Here is a 19417-nt window from a genome sequence, read left to right as displayed (position 1 = left end):
CTAACCGATTCTCTCGCGACGTCCGAGGATGCCCTGCGGTCTCACGAGGAGCACCGCGATGAGCACCACGAGGGCGCCGACGTACTTGATGTCAGACGGGATCCAGAGCGTCGAGACCTCGACGAGGATGCCGATGATGAGGGCGCCGACCATGGCGCCGAAGGCGGTTCCGAGCCCGCCGAGGGTGATGGCCGCGAAGATGAGGAGGAGCAGCTGCGCTCCCATGTCCCACTTGATGCCCGGTCGGAAGTACGCCCACAGGATGCCGGAGAGGCCGGCGAGCGTCGCTGCGAGGATCCAGACGATGCGGACCACGCGGTCGACGTCGATGCCGCTGGCCGCTGCCAGGCTCGGGTTGTCCGAGATGGCTCGCGTCGCCTTGCCGGTCTTCGTCTTGATGAGCCACCAGGCCACGCCGAGGAGCACCACGACGCTGACCGCCATGCTGATCATGTCGGTGACGCTGAGCGAGACCGTACCGAACAGCTTGATGTTCTCCTCTCCCGAACCGGGCAGCTGGAACGTCCCGCCGCCGATGAAGTAGAGGAAGACGTAGCGGAGCGCCAGCGACAGGCCGATCGAGACGATCATCACCTGCACGATGCCGACGCCCTTGCGTCTCAAGGGTCTCCAGATGCCGGCGTCGAGCGCGAAGCCGAACGCGGCACTCAGAGCGAGGGCGATGATGATGGCCAACCAGATCGGCCATTGCAGGAACACCCCGAACACGAGCGCCATGATCGCGCCGAAGGTCACCATCTCCGCGTGGGCGAAGTTGCTGAGTCCGGTGGTGCCGAACACCAGGGAGGCTCCGATGGCCGCCAGGGCCAGCATGAGCCCGAAGTTCAGGCCGTTGACGAGTCGTTCTGCGAGTTGATCCCAGAAGCTGACGGTGACGCGGACGCCCTCGCCGAGGAAGAAGTTCACGGCCTTCGATTGGGTGAGGCCGAACTTCGCCTCGATGGTCGAGCCGCCCTCGGCGACGATGACGCCCTTCGGGAGGGTCTCCTCGTCGAGCGTTACCTTGTACGTACCTTTCTCGGGGACGCCGATCTTCCACTTGCCGTCGGCGTCGGTGTCGACATCGGCCTTGTAGCCGTTGCCGTCGACCGTGATGTTCACGCCTTCGAGTGGTTTGTCGTCGTACTTGACGTTCCCAGCGAAGTAGAAGTCGTACTCCTCGCCCACCTCGTCAGCATGAGCCGGGACGGCGCTCATGACGGACGTGAGGGTGATGGCCCCGAACAACAGGGCGATGAGGAGCACGAATCTCCGTGCCAGTCTCGGGTTTCGGGTCGTTCCAGCGAACTTCACTGCACCTCCAGTGCCGGGCCACTTCCGTGAACCGTTCTCCTGCGTCGGACAACGCTGTTCGACGATAGAACCTGATTATTGCCTACATGTTTCGCCCGTGCGTATTTCTCCGCATCGATTTGTCGGGATCGTGGAATAGGGGTAGGCCCTGCTCGGTTACGATGGTGATACCGGCAGGTCTGCGTTTCTCCGGTGTGTTCGTGGCTATGAGAGGGATAAATGGACCAGCCTGATCCGTTCGGATTCGTAGGACTCACGTATGACGATGTGCTGCTGCTGCCAGGGCACACCGACGTCATCCCGAGCGAGGCGGAGACCTCGTCCCGCCTGACGAAGCGGATCACCGTGAACACGCCGCTGCTGTCGAGCGCGATGGACACCGTGACCGAGGCCCGCATGGCGATCGCGATGGCTCGCGAGGGCGGCATCGGCATCCTGCACCGCAACCTGTCGATCTCCGACCAGGCCGAACAGGTCGACCGCGTGAAGCGGAGCGAATCGGGCATGATCACGAACCCGATCACCACCACGGCCGACGCCACCGTCGCCGAGGTCGACGAGCTGTGCGGCCAGTTCCGCATCTCGGGCCTCCCGGTCGTCGACGACAAGGGTGTGCTCGTCGGCATCATCACGAACCGCGACATGCGCTTCGTGTCGCCGTTCGAGAAGGCGACGACCCGCGTCAGCGAGGTCATGACGAGCACCGGTCTCGTGACCGCCCCCGTCGGCACCGACCGCAACGCGGTGATGGCGCTCCTCGCGCAGCACCGCATCGAGAAGCTGCCCCTCGTCGACGAGGCGGGCAAGCTCAAGGGCCTCATCACCGTCAAGGACTTCGACAAGAGCGAGAAGTACCCGCTGGCCACGAAGGACGACACCGGTCGTCTGCGGGTCGGTGCGGCCATCGGCTTCTTCGGCGACGCCTGGTCCCGTGCGGGCCAGCTGCTCGACGCCGGCGTCGACGTCATCGTGGTCGACACGGCCAACGGTGAGAGCGCCGGCGTGCTCGACATCATCCGTAAGCTCAAGGCCGATCCGGCGTTCGCCGGTGTCGACGTCATCGGCGGCAACGTCGCGACCCGCTCCGGCGCGCAGGCCCTCATCGAGGCCGGCGCGGACGCGATCAAGGTCGGCGTCGGTCCGGGTTCCATCTGCACCACGCGCGTCGTCGCCGGTGTCGGTGTCCCGCAGGTCACCGCGGTCTACGAGGCGTCGCTCGCGGCGCGTGAGGCGAACGTCCCGGTCATCGCCGACGGCGGTCTGCAGTACTCGGGCGACATCGCGAAGGCACTCGTCGCGGGTGCCGACACCGTCATGCTCGGCTCGCTCCTCGCCGGCACCGACGAGAGCCCCGGCGACCTCGTGTTCGTGGGTGGCAAGCAGTTCAAGAACTACCGCGGCATGGGATCGCTCGGAGCCATGCAGACGCGTGGCGAGAAGACCTCGTACTCGAAGGACCGCTACTTCCAGGCCGACGTGCCGAGCGACGACAAGCTGATCCCCGAGGGCATCGAGGGCCAGGTGCCCTACCGCGGTCCGGTCTCGGCCGTCGCGTACCAGCTCATCGGCGGGCTGCGTCAGTCGATGTTCTACGTCGGCGCGCGCAACATCGGCGAGCTGAAGGCCAAGGGCAAGTTCGTCCGCATCACCTCGGCGGGCCTCAAGGAGTCGCACCCCCACGACGTACAGATCGTCGTCGAGGCGCCGAACTACCGCAAGTAGGCACCCGCACGAACACCGACGGCCCGGCAGGCTTCCGCCTGCCGGACCGTCGGCGTAGGTGTGGTCAGCGCATCCGACGCTTGTTCAGAGCGGTTAGCGTCACCCACATGACTAGGGCGAAGCCTCCGATCCACAGGGCGTATAGCAGGTAGCCATCGAGGCCGAATCCCAAACGGACCGCCGTCGTGCCACAGATGACGATCCCGACAATGGTGCTGGCGAGGACTGATTGGCGGACGCGTAGAGGTCGCTTAGGAGGAACGTTGTGGGTCTCAGGGCTCATACGTAGACGCAGCGGCCTTGGTTGCCGCCGATGTAGATCTTCATCTCTCGTCCTCCTTGGCAGATGCCGTTCGTCGCGAGAGCGGTGGATGCGACCAAGAGGATGGCTCCGAAGACGACGCACAGCGCGGCGCCGACCCCTGGGAGGAGGCACAACGCTCCTTGAAGGGCCATCGCGCCTCCACCGATGATGAGGCCTTGGTCGAAGGCATTGAACAGGACATAGATCCCACCGGAGTCCTGCCCTCCGCCGAGACGCGTGTCGGAAGGGCCTTGTCCCACCGAGAAGCTGAACCCGTTCTCGAATACGAATGTCTCGATCGTGTCCTCACCTACCTGCTGTGTGGTGAACGGGACTTGTGCTGCCTTCAACTCCTCGACGGCCAGTCGAAGCTGTTCGGGAGTGATCTCGGGCTGAGCTGATGTGCTCAGGGGCGTCGCGGTAACAGGTGGAGGAGCAGCGTTGGCTGTTGCCGGCGCAGCGAGAGCGACGACGACCGCCAGGATTGTTCCGAGACTGAAGGCCCGTGAAGTGGTGAGCATGACTTGGTATCCCCTTCTCTGATTGGTGCGCCGCGGTGCGAACCTGGTCGTTAATATAGATATTTCTGAATCAAACGTCCAGAGTGTTGACGGGATCCGGTGTTCGTCCACCAAGCGACCGGTAGGCTGGTGCGGTGAGCATGGATATTGAGATCGGCCGGTCAAAGCGCGCACGGCGCGCCTACGCGTTCGACGACATCGCCGTCGTCCCGTCGCGGCGGACCCGCGACCCACAGGACGTCTCGGTGTCCTGGTCGATCGATGCCTACCAGTTCGAGATCCCGGTGCTCGCAGCACCGATGGACTCCGTCGTCTCGCCGACGACCGCGATCATGATGGGCCAGCTCGGCGGCGTCGGCGTCCTCGACCTCGAGGGCCTCTGGACGCGGTACGAAGACCCTGAGCCGTTGCTGTCCGAGATCCGGTCGTTGCCGGTCGGCCGCGCGACCGCGCGCATGCAGGAGATCTACTCGGAGCCCATCAAGCCCGAACTCGTCACGGCACGGCTCGCCGAGATCCGCGCGGCCGGTGTCACCGTCGCCGCCGCCCTCTCGCCGCAGCGCACCCAGGAGCTCTACGAGACCGTCGTCGCCGCAGGGGTCGACCTCTTCGTCATCCGCGGCACCACCGTGTCCGCCGAGCACGTCTCCAAGAACCAGGAGCCGCTCAACCTCAAGAAGTTCATCTACGAACTCGACGTCCCCGTGATCGTCGGCGGCGCGGCCACCTACACCGCGGCCCTCCACCTCATGCGGACCGGAGCAGCCGGCGTTCTCGTCGGCTTCGGTGGCGGTGCCGCCTCCACCACGCGGGCCTCGCTCGGCATCCACGCCCCGATGGCGACCGCCGTGGCCGACGTCGCCGGTGCGCGTCGCGACTACCTCGACGAGTCCGGCGGCCGCTACGTGCACGTCATCGCCGACGGCGGTCTCGGGACCTCGGGCGACATCGTCAAGGCCGTCGCGATGGGTGCCGACGCCGTCATGCTCGGGACCGCGTTGGCCCGCGCCACGGACGCACCCGGCGGTGGCTGGCACTGGGGTGCCGAGGCCCACCACCTGCACCTGCCGCGCGGTCGTCGGGTCGAGGTCGGCACCGTGGCCACCCTCGAGGAGATCCTCTACGGCCCGTCGCCGAAGTCGGACGGCACGGCGAACCTCATCGGTGCGCTGCGTCGGTCGATGGCCACCACCGGGTACTCCGACCTCAAGGAGTTCCAGCGGGTCGAGGTCGTCGTCGCGCCGTACCAGGGCGCCTGAGCCCTGCCGGAACCGAGCCGCTTCCGCAAGCGGTTGTCGGGTCGCATCGCGCCGACTAGCCTCTGAGGCAGAGCCTCGTGGACGAGCACCTGCCTCCGGCAGGATCATCGCGAGGGCGGTTCCAGCGAGCGGAGTTCGACGATGGCCACCACCCACAACAACGTGTCACGTTCCACCAAGCTGGGGATGGAGGAGCGCGACGCCGCGATCGAAGCGTTGAAGTCGAAAGAGCTCGACATCCTCGTCGTCGGTGGTGGCATCGTGGGCACCGGTGCTGCGCTCGACGCCGTCACGCGCGGTCTGAGCACCGGTCTGCTCGAGGCGCGTGACTGGGCGAGCGGCACCTCGAGCCGGTCCTCGAAGCTCGTGCACGGCGGCATCCGCTACCTCGAACAACTCGACTTCCGACTCGTCCGAGAGGCGCTCATCGAGCGCGGGTTGCTGCTGCAGCGCATCGCGCCGCACCTCGTGAAGCCGGTCCGGTTCCTGTACCCGCTCAACAAGCCGGTCTTCGAGCGCCTCTACATCGGCGCCGGCATGCTGCTCTACGACCTCTTCAGCTGGAGCGGTGGCCGTCCGCCCGGCGTCCCGCACCACCGGCACCTGTCCAAGCGTCAGGTCCTGACCTCGATCCCGAGCCTCAAGTCGGACGCGTTCGTGGGCGGACTCACCTACTACGACGCCCAGGTCGACGACGCCCGATACGTCTCGTCCCTCGCGCGGACGGCGTCGGCCTATGGCGCGCACGTCGCGAGCCGCGTACGGGTCGAGGGGTTCGTCAAGGTCGGACAGCGCGTCGTGGGCGTCAAAGCGCACGACCTGCAGACCGACGAGCGCTTCGAGATCCGCGCCAAGCAGGTCGTCAACGCGACCGGGGTGTGGACCGACGACACGCAATCGATGGTGGGGGAGCGGGGCCAGTTCAAGGTCCGCGCATCGAAGGGCATCCACCTCGTCGTCCCTCGCGACCGCTTCCAGTCGAACATGGGCCTCCTGCTCCGTACGGAGAAGAGCGTGCTCTTCGTCATCCCGTGGGGTCGGCACTGGCTCATCGGCACGACGGACACGGACTGGCACCTCGACAAGGCGCACCCGGCGGCGACGGCGGCCGACATCGACTACCTGCTCGACCACGTCAACACGATCCTGGCCGTGCCGCTGACCCGAGAGGACGTCGAGGGCGTCTACGCCGGACTCCGTCCGCTGCTGGCCGGTGAGTCGGAGCAGACGTCGAAGCTCTCTCGCGAGCACCTCGTCGCGCACTCCGTGCCCGGTCTCGTGGTCATCGCCGGCGGCAAGTGGACCACCTACCGGGTCATGGCGAAGGACGCGATCGACGCCGCGGTGGACGCACTCGACGGCAAGATCCCGGCCAGCGCGACGGAGAACATCGCCCTCCTCGGAGCCGAGGGGTACCAGGCGGCCTGGAACAAGCGTGGCAAGATCGCGCGGGCCTTCGGGGTGCACACGGCTCGCATCGAGCACCTGCTGAACCGCTACGGCGTGCTGACGGACGAACTGCTCGACCTCATCAAGGACGACCCGACGCTCGCCGAAGCGCTGCCGGGGGCGGACGACTACATCGGGGCGGAGGTCGTCTACGCGGCCTCCCACGAGGGTGCCCTCCACCTCGACGACGTCCTCGCCCGTCGGACGCGCATCTCCATCGAGGCCTGGGACCGCGGTGTCTCGGCGGCCCCGGTCGCGGCGAAGCTCATGGGTGGGGTCCTGGGGTGGGACGAGGAGCGCATCGAGAAGGAGGTCTCCTACTACCTGAAGCGGGTCGCGGCGGAGCGGGCCTCGCAGGAGCAGCCGAACGACGAGGCCGCCGACCGCGTGCGCCTGGAGGCCCCGGACATCGTCCCAGGGGCCTGAACGGGCGGTGATCGCCCGCAGCGCAACGGCTGCGGGCGCCTCGGGCAGGCGGGCCAGGTGTGGCGGATAGACTAGGAGGACTGCCACAACAAGCCTGAGGAGTACAGCCATGGTGGATGTTCGGCGGGTCAAACTTCCCGGGGTCGGTGTGCTCCACACCTTCGTCACGGACGACGGCGGCAAGGTCGGCGTCATCGCCCACCGGTCCGGCCACAGCGACCTCATCACCTTCGCCGACCACGAGGACGGTGCCGATGCCGGCAAGGTGTCGCTCCGACTCAACGAGGACGAGGCGCACACGCTGGCCGAACTCCTCGGTGGCACGCAGATCACCGAGTCGCTCAGCGCGCTCGACCAGATCCCCGGCCTCAGCATCGACTGGTTCACCGTCGACTACGAGGACCACATCGCCGGGCAGCCGCTCGGCAACCCCGCCGAGAAGGGCATGGTCGGGCTGACCGTCGTCGCCGTCGTGCGCGGCGACTCCGCCAACCCGGCCCCTGCTGCGGACTTCCGGGTCTTCCCGGGAGACACCCTCGTCGTCGCGGGCAGTCCCGAGAAGGTCGCCAAGGCCTTCGCCTACTTCCGTTCGGGCGCCGTCAAGAAGGTCGCCGTCGACGCTCCGCCCGGAGGGTAGGCATGCTGCACGCCGCGACCGACAACCCCCACCTCGGCCAGGATCTGCTCATCCTCGGCGTCCTGTTCGTCATCGCCTACATCCTCGGCCGCCTCGGCAAGCTGATCGGCCTCCCGTCGATCCCCGTCTACATGCTCGTCGGCCTGCTCGCGAGTCCGTACACGGGCTGGTTCCCGCTCGACTTCGCCAGCGCGCAGATCGAACTCATCGCCGTCTTCGGCCTCGTGCTCCTGCTGTTCAACCTCGGCCTGGAGTTCGACCAGGACGAGTTCTTCGGCAACGCCGGGAAGCTCATCGTCTCGGGCGGCTCCTACATCCTCGTCAACATGGCCGCCGGGCTCGTGTTCGGCTTCCTGGTCGGGTGGGGCACGCGGGAGGCGCTCATCATCGCCGGCATCACGGCGACGAGCTCGAGCGCGATCGTCACGAAGCTCCTCATCGAGCTCAAACGGCTGACGAACGATGAGACGCCCATGATCCTGGGCGTCACCGTGGTGGAGGACATCTTCATCGCGATCTACCTCGCCATCGTCGGTGTCGTCCTGAGCGGCGAGACCGAGGTGTGGCCCGTCATCGGCAAGCTCGCGATCGCCTTCACGTTCATCCTCGTGATGTTCGCGATCGCGCGGTTCGGCGGACGGTTCGTGTCGCGGCTGTTCCGCACCAAGGACGACGAGCTCTTCACCATCTTGTTCTTCGGCCTCGCGGTCGCGTTCGGCGGCATCGGGGAGCTCCTCGGAGTCACCGACGCGATCGGTGCGTTCCTCATCGGCCTGGTCCTCGGTGCCACCCGGTTCCGCAACAAGATCGAGCAGATCGCGATCCCACTCCGCGACGTGTTCGGTGCGTTCTTCTTCCTGAACTTCGGCCTCGCGCTCGACGCGACGAAGTTCGGCAGCGTCCTCGTCCCGGTGCTCCTCGCCGTCCTCATGACGGTGGTCCTCAACGTCCTGGCCGGTCAGTTCGTCGCCTGGCTCAACGGACTCGGGCCGCAAGCGGGGATCAACGCCGCGGTCATCCTGCAGAATCGCGGCGAGTTCGCCCTCATCCTCGCGACGCTCTCGCTGAGCGCGGGGCTCAACCCGCTCATCCAACCGTTCGCCGGGCTCTACGTGCTTATCATGGCCGTGATGGGCCCGATCGTCGCCGGTCGGTCCGAGCAGATCGGCACCGTCATCCTGCGTCCGCGTCGCCGGAAGGCGCGCCGAGTGGAGCAGGTCGACACGACGGCGGAGGAGGCCATCGCGCTCGTCGAGGGTGCGGGCGACCACCAGGACACGACACCCGCCGACACCGATCAGGCGGCCATCGACCGACTCGTCGAACAGGCGATGAACGACCCGGAACCACCAGCACGAAAGCGAGAGCCCGATTACTAGCACCGCCCCGTCGGCACCAGGCCCCGACAACCACGGACAGGTTCGTCCGACGCTCCGCTCCGTCATGCTGCGTCCCCGGTGGATCGGCGTCCTCGTCCTCTGTCTCGCCGTCGCCGGCGCGTTCGCCGCGCTCGGGCAGTGGCAGCTCGCACGCGCCATCGAATCCGGGCAGGTGGTGCCGACCGAGACCGAGTCGGTCCGGCCGCTCGCGGACGTCCTCGAACCGGGTGTGGGGATCCGAGAGGCCGACGCCGGCCAGCGGGTGAGCGTGTCGGGCACCTGGGTGCCGGAGGACTACCTCGTGGTCGGTAACCGGGTGAACGACGGCACGCTCGGGTACTGGGTGACGGGCCACCTCGCGACGGACCGCCCTGACCAGGCCGGTCTCGCGGTCGCGCTCGGCTGGACGAAGGACCGCGAGACCGCCGACCGCGTCGCCGAGGCGTTGAACGCGGACGCCCCCACCGGCGCCGTCGAGCTCGAAGGGCGGCTGAACCCGCCGGAGGGCCCGGAGGAGCCGGCAGCGGACGCCGCACCGACCGACCTCGACAACATGTCGGTCGCCGCACTGCTGAACCGGTGGAACGACGCCGACGGCCTGCGGGTGTTCAGCGCCTTCGTCGTGGACGACGTCGCCGTCGACGGACTCGAGCCCATCTCGTCACCCGCGCCCAGCCAGGAGATCCAGCTCAACTGGTTGAACATCTTCTACGCGGCCGAGTGGGTCGTCTTCGCGTGCTTCGCCGTGTTCCTCTGGTTCCGGCTCGCCAAGGACGCCTGGGAGCGCGAGATCGAGGAGCTCGAGGACGCCGAGGAGGAGGCCGCAGCGCTCCGTCCGTGATGTCCGGTGGCCTGGCGGCCGCGGGTAGGATGGGGGCATGCCCCTCCAGCCGAAACCGTCGACGTTTCCCGCGATCCGAGGCGCGCTGAAGTTCTACCAGGTGGCCGCCCCCATCACGGGTGTGCTGCTCCTGTCGCTCTGCGCCGAGATGCTCATGAAGTACGCGTTCGGCCTCGAGCTCGAGCTCGGCGGTGCCTACGGCTTCCTCGCCTTCGTGCCCTCCGGCACCGCCACCGCTGTCAACCTGAGCACGGGCATCCTCATCATCCACGGCTGGTTCTACGTCGTGTACCTGTTCGCCGCGTTCCGGCTCTGGAGCCTCATGCGGTGGAACGTCCTGCGTCTGCTCTGGCTCGCGCTCGGCGGCATCATCCCGTTCCTGTCCTTCTTCTTCGAGAGCCGCATCCCGCGGGAAGTGAAGGGCTACCTCTCCGGCCGCGAAGCAGCAGCGGCCGCCGAACCCGTGGAGTCCATGCAGTGAGTGAAACCACCCCCGCCGCCGCAGCGGAGCAGACCGCCGCCCGACCGGTCCTCGTCGTCGATTTCGGTGCGCAGTACGCGCAGCTGATCGCGCGTCGCGTCCGCGAAGCCGGCGTGTACTCCGAGATCGTGCCGCACACCGTGTCCGCCGCCGAGGTCGCCGCCAAGAACCCTGTCGGGATCGTCTTGTCCGGTGGCCCGTCCAGCGTGTACGAGCCGGGCGCTCCGTCGCTCGACGAGGGCATCCTCGAGCTCGGCGTCCCGACGTTCGGCATCTGCTACGGCTTCCAGGTCATGGCCAAGCAGCTCGGTGGAGAAGTCGCGCACACGGGTCTCCGGGAGTACGGCGCCACCGATGCGACGAGCGTCGTCGACGTCCCGGGCACGCTCCTGCACGGCGTCCCGACCGAGCAGAACGTCTGGATGAGCCACGGCGACTCCGTCTCCAAGGCCCCCGAGGGCTTCGAGGTCCTCGCCTCGACCGCCTCGACCCCGGTCGCCGCCTTCGCCAACGCGGAACGCGGCCTCTACGGCGTCCAGTGGCACCCCGAGGTCAAGCACACCGCCTACGGCCAGCAGGTGCTCGAGAACTTCCTCCACCGGGCGGCGGGCATCCCGGCCGACTGGAACAGCGGCAACGTCATCGCCGAACAGGTCGACCGCATCCGCGCCCAGGTGGGCGACGCCAAGGTCATCTGCGGGCTCTCCGGCGGTGTCGACTCGGCCGTCGCCGCGGCGCTCGTGCACAAGGCCGTCGGCGACCAGCTCGTCTGCATCTTCGTCGACCACGGCCTGCTCCGGAAGGACGAGCGACGCCAGGTCGAGGAGGACTTCGTCGCCTCGACCGGCGTCCGGCTGGTCACGGTCGACGCCCGTGAGCAGTTCCTCTCGGCGCTCGCCGGCGTCAGCGACCCGGAGCAGAAGCGCAAGATCATCGGCCGCGAGTTCATCCGGTCCTTCGAACAGGCCGAGGTCGATCTCGTGAAGGAGGCCCAGAGCGAGGGTGAGCCCATCCGCTTCCTCGTCCAGGGCACGCTGTACCCCGACGTCGTCGAGTCCGGTGGCGGATCCGGCACGGCCAACATCAAGAGCCACCACAACGTCGGCGGCCTGCCGGAAGACCTCCAGTTCGAACTCGTCGAGCCCCTGCGCACCCTGTTCAAGGACGAGGTCCGGGCAATCGGCCGGGAGCTGGGCCTCCCGGAGGAGATCGTCGGCCGTCAGCCGTTCCCCGGTCCCGGACTCGGTATCCGCATCGTCGGTGAGGTCACGGCCGAGCGTCTCGACCTCCTCCGCGACGCCGACGCGATCGTCCGCGAGGAACTCTCCGCGGCCGGCCTCGACCAGGAGATCTGGCAGTGCCCCGTGGTCCTGCTGGCGGACGTCCGTTCCGTGGGCGTCCAGGGCGACGGCCGCACCTACGGCCACCCGATCGTGCTGCGACCGGTCTCCTCCGAAGATGCCATGACCGCCGACTGGACCCGCTTGCCGTACGACGTCCTCGCGCGCATCAGCAACCGCATCACGAACGAGGTGAAGGACGTCAACCGCGTCGTACTCGACGTCACGTCGAAGCCACCGGGGACCATCGAGTGGGAGTGATCGCTCCCTGAGTCATCGGAAGGCCGTCCCGTTCGCGGGGCGGCCTTCCGTCGTCCGCGCCCTTCGACAAGCTCAGGGACCGCGGTGGGTGGCTCGGGGACCGCGCGGTGGGGGCTCAGGGACCGCGGTGGGTGGCTCAGGGACGGGGAAGGTGCCCGCGTGCGAGGGATTCGGTCCCTGAGCCTGTCGAAGGGGAGTGCCTCGACTGGCCGATTCCTCGAACGACGAAGGCCCGCCCCGCGAACGGGACGGGCCTTGCAGCGTGTGCGCTCCTAGTTGCGGGAGATGGCCAGCAGACGCAGGATCTCGACGTAGATCCAGATGACCGTGACCATGATGCCGAAGGCGCCGGTCCAGCCGTACTTGGCAGGTGCGCGGTTCTGCACGCCACGCTGGATGAAGTCGAAGTCGAGCACCAGCGAGTACGCACCCATCAGCACCGCGAAGATGCCGATGACGATCCCGAGCGGGATGCCGAAGATCGTCGCGCCGTAGAGGCCGAACGGGTTGTTCAGCACGCCCGTGAACATGAGCACGAGGTTGAGGAGCTGGAAGACGCCGTAGCCGATGATGGCGACGAGGAAGACCTTCGTCAGCTTCTTCGAGGCGCGGACCTTACCGCTCGCGAAGAGGGCGAGGGTCACGCCGACGACGGCGAGGGTCGCGAGGACCGCCTGGACGACGACGCCGGACCAGGCCGGGTTCGCCTCGAAGACGCGCGAGATGCCGCCGACGAAGAGCCCCTGGAAGACGGCGTACCCGAGGATGAGCGCCGGGACCGGCTCCTTCTTGAAGGAGTTGACGAGACCGAGACCGAGGCCGCCGATCATGCCGATGATCATGGGGAGGGCGTAGCCGCTGCCCGCCTGCAGGAGGGACGTCGTCCACATCCAGGAGATGACGGCGAACACGACGAGGACGGCGAACGAGCCGAGCGTCTTGACGAGCGTGTTCTCGATCGTCATGCGGTCGGCGGTGCCGACACCCGCCGGTGCGGTGGGCTGCTCGTACATCTTGCGGAGCTGTTCGGCGGTCAGCGAGGGGTTCGCTGCTTGAGCTGCTTGCAGCGTCCCGCCTCCCTGCTTCGCGAATGCCGGGTTCTTCGAGAACGCGGGATTGTCGAGGGCCATGGCTGATTCCTACTCTCAGTCGTGGAGGCTGTGTCGCGCCAGGCGGCGCTGCTGACACCCAGAGTATCCGAGTTCCCTTTGAATCAGCCGGGTCAGGTGTGGAATAGCCCGAACCGGAGCCGATGTTCGCCGCGGGCTGACAGCTGGCTCCCTGCCAGAGCCGCTGGTCGTGGTCCTAGGCTGTCGGCGTGCGCATCGACTCCCTGCCCAACCCGCTCGTCATCGGACACCGCGGGGCTCCCGGTTACCGCCCGGAGCACACCGAGTCCTCCTACCGCTTGGCCGTCGCGCTCGGTGCGGACGCCGTCGAGCCCGATCTCGTCGCGTCGAAGGACGGTGTCCTCGTGGTCCGACACGAGAACGAGATCTCCGGGACGACCGATGTCGCCATCCGGGCGGAGTTCGCCGACCGGCGGACGACGAAGCGCGTCGACGGCCACGAGCTGACCGGATGGTTCACCGAGGACTTCACCTGGGCCGAGCTGTCGACCCTGACCGCGCGTGAGCGGATCCCCGAGGTGCGGACGGTGAGCGCGGGATTCGACGGCACCGAGGGCATCCTGCGGTTCGCCGACCTCGTCGCGGTCGTGCGCAGTGCCGCCGGATCGCACCGACGACCCGTCGGCATCGTGGCCGAGGTGAAGCACGCCGACTATTTCGCGTCCATCGGCCTCCCGCTCGATCGACTCCTGGCCGAAGAGCTCGCCGCCCTGGGCTTCGGCGCCGATCCCGGTGCCGAGCCGCTCATCATCGAGTCGTTCGAGCAGTCGGTCCTCATGGCGTTGCAGGCCCGTCGGGTGCAGGCGGAGTTCGTGTACCTCATCGAGCGGTCCGGCAGGCCGACCGACCTCGTCGCCCGGCTGGGTGATGCGGCCCCGACCTACGCCGACGCGATGACCGACGCCGGACTCGCGGCGCTCGCCCTCGAGGTCGATGCCATCAGCGTGGACAAGGCGATGCTCATCGACCTGGGCGACGACGACGGCGCCCGCCCGACGGACCTCGTGGAGCGCGCCCACGCGGCTGGCCTGCGCGTCTACACCTGGACCCTCCGCCCCGAGAACCGGTTCCTCGCGCCGCCCTTCCGGGACGGGGTCGATCCGGCGGCGGTCGGCCGCTGGCTCGAGGAGTTCGTCCTGGTGCTCTCCACGGGGGTCGACGGCTGCTTCGTCGACCAGGCCGACCTCGGCGTCGCCGCACGATCGGCGGCCGGCGCCGGTGCGGATCACCGCGACGGCGGTGCTCTGCCGAGCGATGTCGGAGGCAGCGCCTAGACTTGCAGGCGATATGGCGAGCTCTCCTTCTTCGAACGCCGACGCCGTGCAACCGGTGATCGTCGGCTGGCCCACGGCAACCGTCCCCGAGTCGTCCTCCGACGAGCGTGCCGGCGGGAGTCGGCTGCTGGAGGGGCTCAACCCGCAGCAACGGATCGCGGTGGAGTACCGCGGGCAGGCCCTGCTCATCGTCGCCGGTGCCGGATCCGGCAAGACGAGTGTGCTCACCCGCCGCGTTGCGCTGCTGCTCGAACAGCGGGAGGCCTGGCCGAGCCAGATCCTGGCGATCACCTTCACCAACAAGGCCGCCGCCGAGATGCGCGAGCGGGTGCAGGCGCTCGTCGGGCAGGCCGCTCAGGGCATGTGGATCTCCACCTTCCACTCCGCCTGCGTCCGGATCCTCCGCCGCGAGGCCGAGCACTTCGGCTTCACCAAGAACTTCACGATCTACGACAGCGGCGACCAACGCGCCCTGTTGAAGCGCATCATCAAGGAGCTCGAGGCCGACGCGTACGGCTTCACGCCGTCGAACACCTCGGCGAAGATCTCGAAGCTCAAGAACGAGCTGTCGGACGTCGAGTCGTACTCCCGCACGATCAACACGAACGACCCGCAGGAACTCGTGTTCCTGCAGGTCTTCCGGAAGTACACGCGCGCGCTGGCCGACGCGAACGCCTTCGACTTCGACGACCTCATCAGCCAGACCGTGTTCCTCTTCCGGGCGTTCCCACACGTCGCCGCGCAGTACCAGCAGCGGTTCCGCCACATCCTCGTCGACGAATACCAGGACACCAACCACGCCCAGTACTCGCTGATCCGGGAGCTCACCCGTGCCCCCGAGGCCGGCACGGATCAGCTCGCCATCACACGCACCGAGGGTGCCTCGCTCACCGTCGTCGGCGACTCGGACCAGTCGATCTACGCGTTCCGTGGGGCCGACATCCGGAACATCACCGAATTCGAGCGTGACTTCCCTGGCGCCAAGGTGGTGCTGCTCGAGCAGAACTACCGCTCCACGCAGAACATCCTCTCGGCGGCGAACGCGGTCATCTCCAACAACTTCGACCGCAAGGACAAGAAGCTCTGGACGGCCGTCGGCGACGGGGAGAAGATCGTCGGCTTCACGGGGTACTCCGGCCACGATGAAGCGCAGTTCATCGCCGATGAGATCGAGAAGCTCCGGAACGCCGGCACGGCCTACAGCGACATCGCGGTGTTCTACCGCACGAACGCCCAGACCCGTGCGCTCGAGGAGATCTTCATCCGTGCGGCCCTCCCGTACCGGATCATGGGCGGCACCAAGTTCTACGAACGCGCTGAGATCAAGGACGCCCTCGCCTACCTCGTGTCGGTCGCGAACCCGGCCGACATCATGGCGCTGCGGCGCATCCTGAACACGCCCAAGCGTGGCATCGGGCCGGCGACGGAGACGGCACTCGCGAGCTTCGCCGAGAACAACGGCGTCACCTTCCGCGAGGCGATGCGGCGCGCCGACGCCCTCGGGCTCGGGCCGAAGGTCACGAGCGCGATCCTGCAGCTGTCGGCGCTCCTTGACGAAGCGCAGGCCGCGCTCGACGACGCCGCTGCAGCCGACCGCCCGACGGCGTCAGCGACCGCTGTCGGCGACGTCCTGTCGCTCCTCATGACGAAGAGCGGCTACCTCGACTCGCTGCGCAACAGTCGCGACCCGCAGGATGAGGCACGAGCGGAGAACGTCGACGAGCTCATCGCCGTCACCAAGGAGTTCGCCAAGAACAACCCCGACGGCGGCATCGTCGACTTCCTGACCGAGGTCTCGCTCGTCGCCGCGGCCGACGACCTCGACGACGCGACGGGCAGCGTGTCGCTCATGACCCTGCACACGGCGAAGGGCCTCGAGTACGACGCGGTCTTCCTGACGGGCATCGAGGAGGATCTCCTCCCGCACCGGATGTCGGCGAACGAGCCGGGCGGCCCGGCCGAGGAGCGACGCCTGTTCTACGTCGGCATCACCCGTGCGCGCAAGCGTCTGTACCTCTCGCTGGCGATGACGCGTGCCCAGTACGGCGAGACGGCCGTCGCCATGCCCAGCCGCTACCTGCAGGAGATCCCGGCGGAACTGATCGAGTGGCGTCAGTCGCCCGGCAACGTCAACGGTCGTGGTGGCACGCAGTCGCGCGCCCTGAACGCCCGCCGTGCCCCCTCGAGCGACCGTTGGTCGGTCCGCGCGCTCCCTGAGGGCGCCTCCGCGGGCGACACCCGGTTCTCCGGCGGTTCGAGCAAGCCGGAGACGGCCTGGGCCAACCGCATCACGGCGAAGGTCCGCGACAACGGCGACCTCGAGCTCGTCCCCGGTGACCGCATCTCCCACGCGGACTTCGGTGTGGGTCGGGTGAACGCCGTCACCGGCGAGGGCGCGAAACGCATCGCCCACGTGCAGTTCGAGTCAGCCGGAGCAAAGAAGCTGCTGATCAAGATCGCACCCATCGAGAAGCTCGACTGAGTGCGCTGAGGCGCGCGCCGTCGGTCCGGCCTGTTCCCTGAGCGGAGTCCAGCATCTAGGCTGATGCATCATGGGTCTGTTCTCCAAGCGCAACGCGTCCGATGCCCGATCTGCAGCCGTGGAGGCCGAGACATCGGCACCTGAGGATGAGGTGGATCCGCCCGCGGAAGCCCCGGAGACCGTGCCGCAGGTGTCGATTTCGGTCACGACGGTCAACGCAGCCGCTCGGACACCGGAGGCGCCTGTCTCCGTGCCTGCTGCGGCGCCGGCCCCGGCGCCCGCGCCCGTCGAGCCTGATTCGAACGTCGACCTCGCGCAGGCGCTCACCGCTCTGGCCGAAGGCGGTGACGAGCGCGCGATGATGCACGTCCTGCGCCAGAGCATCCAGGGCAAGCTCCTGCTGTCCACGAGCCTCGACGGTGTCTCGGAGGAGGACAAGGCCGCGGGACGCGTCCCGCTCGGCGTCCACCGCGACCCGGAGGGCGCCGTCTACCTCCTCGCCTTCACCTCGCCTCGAGAGCTCGAGAAGACGCGGACCGCGGAGGGGCCCGTCTCCGGGGTCGCGGTGGACGCCGTCTGGGCACTCCGTCAGGCGACCGGCGACGGCTACGCCGGCATCGTGCTGAACCCCGCCGACGGCAAGGCGAGTGCGGTCGTCCCGAAGACGCTGATCGTGCGTCTGTTCGGGGATGGCCGCAACAACGACCCCGCGAAGCAGGCGCTCGCCCAGCCACGGGAGGCCGATGCCCTCCAGCGGCTGGTCGCCGCACTCGCCGCACACGGCGGATTCGTCGCCGGTCGCGCCGAGGTCGACGAGGACGGCAACCGCAAGACCGTCGGCATCGCGGAGACCCGCCTCGGCGAGCGTCGTCTGCTGGAGGTCTTCACCTCACCCATCGAGATCGCCGCACTGGGACGAGGGGATGACGCGTACCCGGTCACCGCAGCGGAACTCGCGGCCGCGCTTCGCAGCGACGAGGGCATCACCGGGATCATCGTGAACCCTGCGGCGCCGTGGCTGGACGTCGACCGCGCCCAGCTCGCACCCCTGCTCGACGTCCGCTGAGCGCCGCGGCCGGCCCACTCAGAGCCAGCCGACGTCGGAACGCGAGTAGGACACCACCGAGGGCGAGCGCTCCGGTCGCCGTCGAACCGGCGAGGAGCAAGGACCGGTCGTCGGCTCCGGTCTCGGCGAGGCGCTCCTCGTGGACGGGTGGTGTGGACGCGAGCGTGATCTCCGACGCGACCCCGAAGGCGGATCTCCACGGGCGGATCATCGTGCCGCCGTTCTCCGGCAGGGTGTCGCTCGGCTCGATGCGCTCGACCCAGACGTAGTAGCCGTCGTCGGGGAGGATGCAGGACGGCGTCGTGTACTCGCCGGGGCCTGCATCCACGAGCGTCTCGACCTCGCAGACCACCGGTGCTCCGAGCGGGACCTCCGGTGCCTCGACCGGGCGCTCCGCGAACGGACCGAGCAGCTGGCTGCGGACGGTCACCGGGATCGGCGTGTACGGTCCACCCTCAGGCCCGATCAGGCCCCATTCCGCGGCGAGGCCGGTGTTGGTCGCGATCCCGACCGACAGCCGGTCGCTGATCTCGGTTCCCGGTGTCGCCGTCACATGCGAGGTGGTGGTGACGACGATCGGTTGGAAGGGGAGTGGCGTGGGGCGCTCGCGGTCGGCGCTCGCTCCGGCGGCGACCGTGATCGGGCGGGCGATGAGGACGCTCTGCACGTTGGCGGCGCTTTGAGCGATCGTGAGCCCGGCACCGTAGGGCAGCTCACCGAAGGTGGCGTTCGCTGAGAAGGCCACGACGGCGGCATCGGTGCTCGGCAGGATCCGCAGGCTCTCACCGTTCCCGACGGCCCGTTCGGACGTGCCGTCCTCGAAGGTCGCGCCGTCGAGGGTGACCGTGCCGGTGTGGGTGCCCGGCGGCAGGGTGGTGACGCCGGAGGAGATGAAGTCGACGGCGAGTTCCGTTCGGACGAGGTCGAATCCGTCCTCGCCGCGTTGGATGGACATGGTCGCGCTCGCTCCTCGACTCGCGCCGCCGGGTCCGTCGGCCTCGGCGAGCATCTGATGGGCCCGGGAGAGCACGCGGTCGGCGCTCGCTCCTGCCCGAGCGGCGATCTGCGCCGGCGTCCATCCGTTCAGGCCGGTGATAATCCAGGTGGCGAGCTGGCCAGCGGCCGCCTCGTCGGCGTTCTGGCTGGCGCCCCAGTGCCGGGAGAGGTACGCCAGGCGGGCGGCGTCTTCAGGGGTGAACCACCCGAGCGATGATCCGTCGACGTGCTCGTAGGCGTGACCCGGCGGGATCGGGAGGTCGAGATTGATGCAGAATCCGACCGTCCCGTCGTCGAAGGCCCACGAGCCGAGCCAGCGGCCGTTCGACGCGTCGCGGTGGCCGTAGGCGGCGCCGGTCGCGGTCAGAGCGGAGGATGCGGTGGCGCCGCCGAGGACGATGCCGAGGACGAGCGTCAGCAGGATCGGGACGGCCGCCAGGAGCCGGAGGATCCGCGGTCTGCCGCCGAGGAGGCGGCCGGTCTGGGGGAGGTGGTGTGTTGTCATGCCCCCATCGTGCGAATCGCGGCACCTCGA

15 protein-coding genes are annotated in these 19417 nt (G+C 68.2%); 11 read left to right on the top strand and 4 right to left on the bottom strand.

All coding sequences use genetic code 11. The features are described 5' to 3' along the window. Complete coding sequence (locus CCK91_RS13405) at nucleotides 1-1218, bottom strand: branched-chain amino acid ABC transporter permease (RefSeq protein ID WP_086474700.1); 1218 nt, start codon at nucleotides 1216-1218, stop codon at nucleotides 1-3. A gap of 315 nt (nucleotides 1219-1533) precedes the next feature. Between CCK91_RS13405 and guaB the strand changes: the two genes are divergently transcribed. Then, a complete protein-coding gene (gene guaB, locus CCK91_RS13400) occupies nucleotides 1534-3036 on the top strand; it encodes an IMP dehydrogenase (RefSeq protein WP_079705279.1) in 1503 nt (500 codons plus the stop codon). Nucleotides 3037-3315: 279 nt separating this feature from the next. On the opposite strand, the gene CCK91_RS13395 is transcribed toward guaB, so the two are convergent. Then, nucleotides 3316-3861 (bottom strand): hypothetical protein, encoded by a 546-nt coding sequence (locus CCK91_RS13395; protein WP_133059996.1) that lies wholly within the window; start codon nucleotides 3859-3861, stop codon nucleotides 3316-3318. Between the two features lie 140 nt (nucleotides 3862-4001). Between CCK91_RS13395 and CCK91_RS13390 the strand changes: the two genes are divergently transcribed. The 7 genes from CCK91_RS13390 to guaA all read left to right on the top strand — a co-directional run bounded on the left by CCK91_RS13390 (nucleotide 4002) and on the right by guaA (nucleotide 11934). Then, nucleotides 4002-5120, top strand: coding sequence for a GuaB3 family IMP dehydrogenase-related protein (locus CCK91_RS13390; protein ID WP_086474448.1), 1119 nt, complete (start codon nucleotides 4002-4004; stop codon nucleotides 5118-5120). Between the two features lie 141 nt (nucleotides 5121-5261). Beyond that, complete coding sequence (locus CCK91_RS13385) at nucleotides 5262-6995, top strand: glycerol-3-phosphate dehydrogenase/oxidase (RefSeq protein ID WP_207568235.1); 1734 nt, start codon at nucleotides 5262-5264, stop codon at nucleotides 6993-6995. A 109-nt stretch (nucleotides 6996-7104) separates the two neighbouring features. Further along, a complete protein-coding gene (locus tag CCK91_RS13380; protein ID WP_056008027.1) occupies nucleotides 7105-7632 on the top strand; it encodes a cation:proton antiporter regulatory subunit in 528 nt (175 codons plus the stop codon). 2 nt (nucleotides 7633-7634) lie between these two features. Further along, entirely contained in the window at nucleotides 7635-9011 is a 1377-nt protein-coding gene (locus CCK91_RS13375; RefSeq protein ID WP_086474447.1) for a cation:proton antiporter, read from the top strand. A 64-nt stretch (nucleotides 9012-9075) separates the two neighbouring features. Then, the gene (locus CCK91_RS13370; RefSeq protein WP_079001734.1) at nucleotides 9076-9852 is read left to right on the top strand and encodes an SURF1 family protein; all 777 of its coding nucleotides are present in this window, start codon (nucleotides 9076-9078) and stop codon (nucleotides 9850-9852) included. Between the two features lie 37 nt (nucleotides 9853-9889). Then, nucleotides 9890-10333, top strand: a complete 444-nt coding sequence (locus CCK91_RS13365) for a DUF3817 domain-containing protein (protein ID WP_056778703.1) — start codon at nucleotides 9890-9892, stop codon at nucleotides 10331-10333. Next, complete coding sequence (gene guaA, locus CCK91_RS13360) at nucleotides 10330-11934, top strand: glutamine-hydrolyzing GMP synthase (RefSeq protein ID WP_086474446.1); 1605 nt, start codon at nucleotides 10330-10332, stop codon at nucleotides 11932-11934. The genes CCK91_RS13365 and guaA overlap by 4 nt, the downstream gene beginning before the upstream one ends. A gap of 272 nt (nucleotides 11935-12206) precedes the next feature. On the opposite strand, the gene CCK91_RS13355 is transcribed toward guaA, so the two are convergent. Then, complete coding sequence (locus CCK91_RS13355) at nucleotides 12207-13064, bottom strand: Bax inhibitor-1/YccA family protein (RefSeq protein ID WP_064296659.1); 858 nt, start codon at nucleotides 13062-13064, stop codon at nucleotides 12207-12209. A gap of 194 nt (nucleotides 13065-13258) precedes the next feature. Here CCK91_RS13355 and CCK91_RS13350 point away from each other — a divergent pair, with 194 nt between their 5' ends. The 3 genes from CCK91_RS13350 (at nucleotide 13259) to CCK91_RS13340 (ending at nucleotide 17886) form a co-directional block, all read left to right on the top strand. Next, nucleotides 13259-14338, top strand: coding sequence for a glycerophosphodiester phosphodiesterase family protein (locus tag CCK91_RS13350; protein WP_086474698.1), 1080 nt, complete (start codon nucleotides 13259-13261; stop codon nucleotides 14336-14338). A 13-nt stretch (nucleotides 14339-14351) separates the two neighbouring features. Further along, the gene (locus tag CCK91_RS13345; protein WP_086474445.1) at nucleotides 14352-16820 is read left to right on the top strand and encodes an ATP-dependent helicase; all 2469 of its coding nucleotides are present in this window, start codon (nucleotides 14352-14354) and stop codon (nucleotides 16818-16820) included. 70 nt (nucleotides 16821-16890) lie between these two features. Continuing rightward, nucleotides 16891-17886, top strand: coding sequence for an SseB family protein (locus CCK91_RS13340; protein ID WP_086474444.1), 996 nt, complete (start codon nucleotides 16891-16893; stop codon nucleotides 17884-17886). Here the strand turns inward: CCK91_RS13340 and CCK91_RS13335 are convergent. Then, nucleotides 17813-19387 carry a hypothetical protein gene (locus CCK91_RS13335; RefSeq protein WP_086474443.1) on the bottom strand — a complete coding sequence of 525 codons (1575 nt, stop codon included), beginning with the start codon at nucleotides 19385-19387 and terminating at the stop codon, nucleotides 17813-17815. The genes CCK91_RS13340 and CCK91_RS13335 overlap by 74 nt on opposite strands. Nucleotides 19388-19417 lie beyond the last annotated feature (30 nt).

Source organism: Plantibacter elymi (nom. nud.), from assembly GCF_900177795.1.
Lineage (GTDB): Bacteria > Actinomycetota > Actinomycetes > Actinomycetales > Microbacteriaceae > Plantibacter > Plantibacter elymi.
The sequence above is the reverse complement of the archived record's forward strand: the minus strand, read 5'-3'. Positions and strand labels throughout refer to the sequence as shown.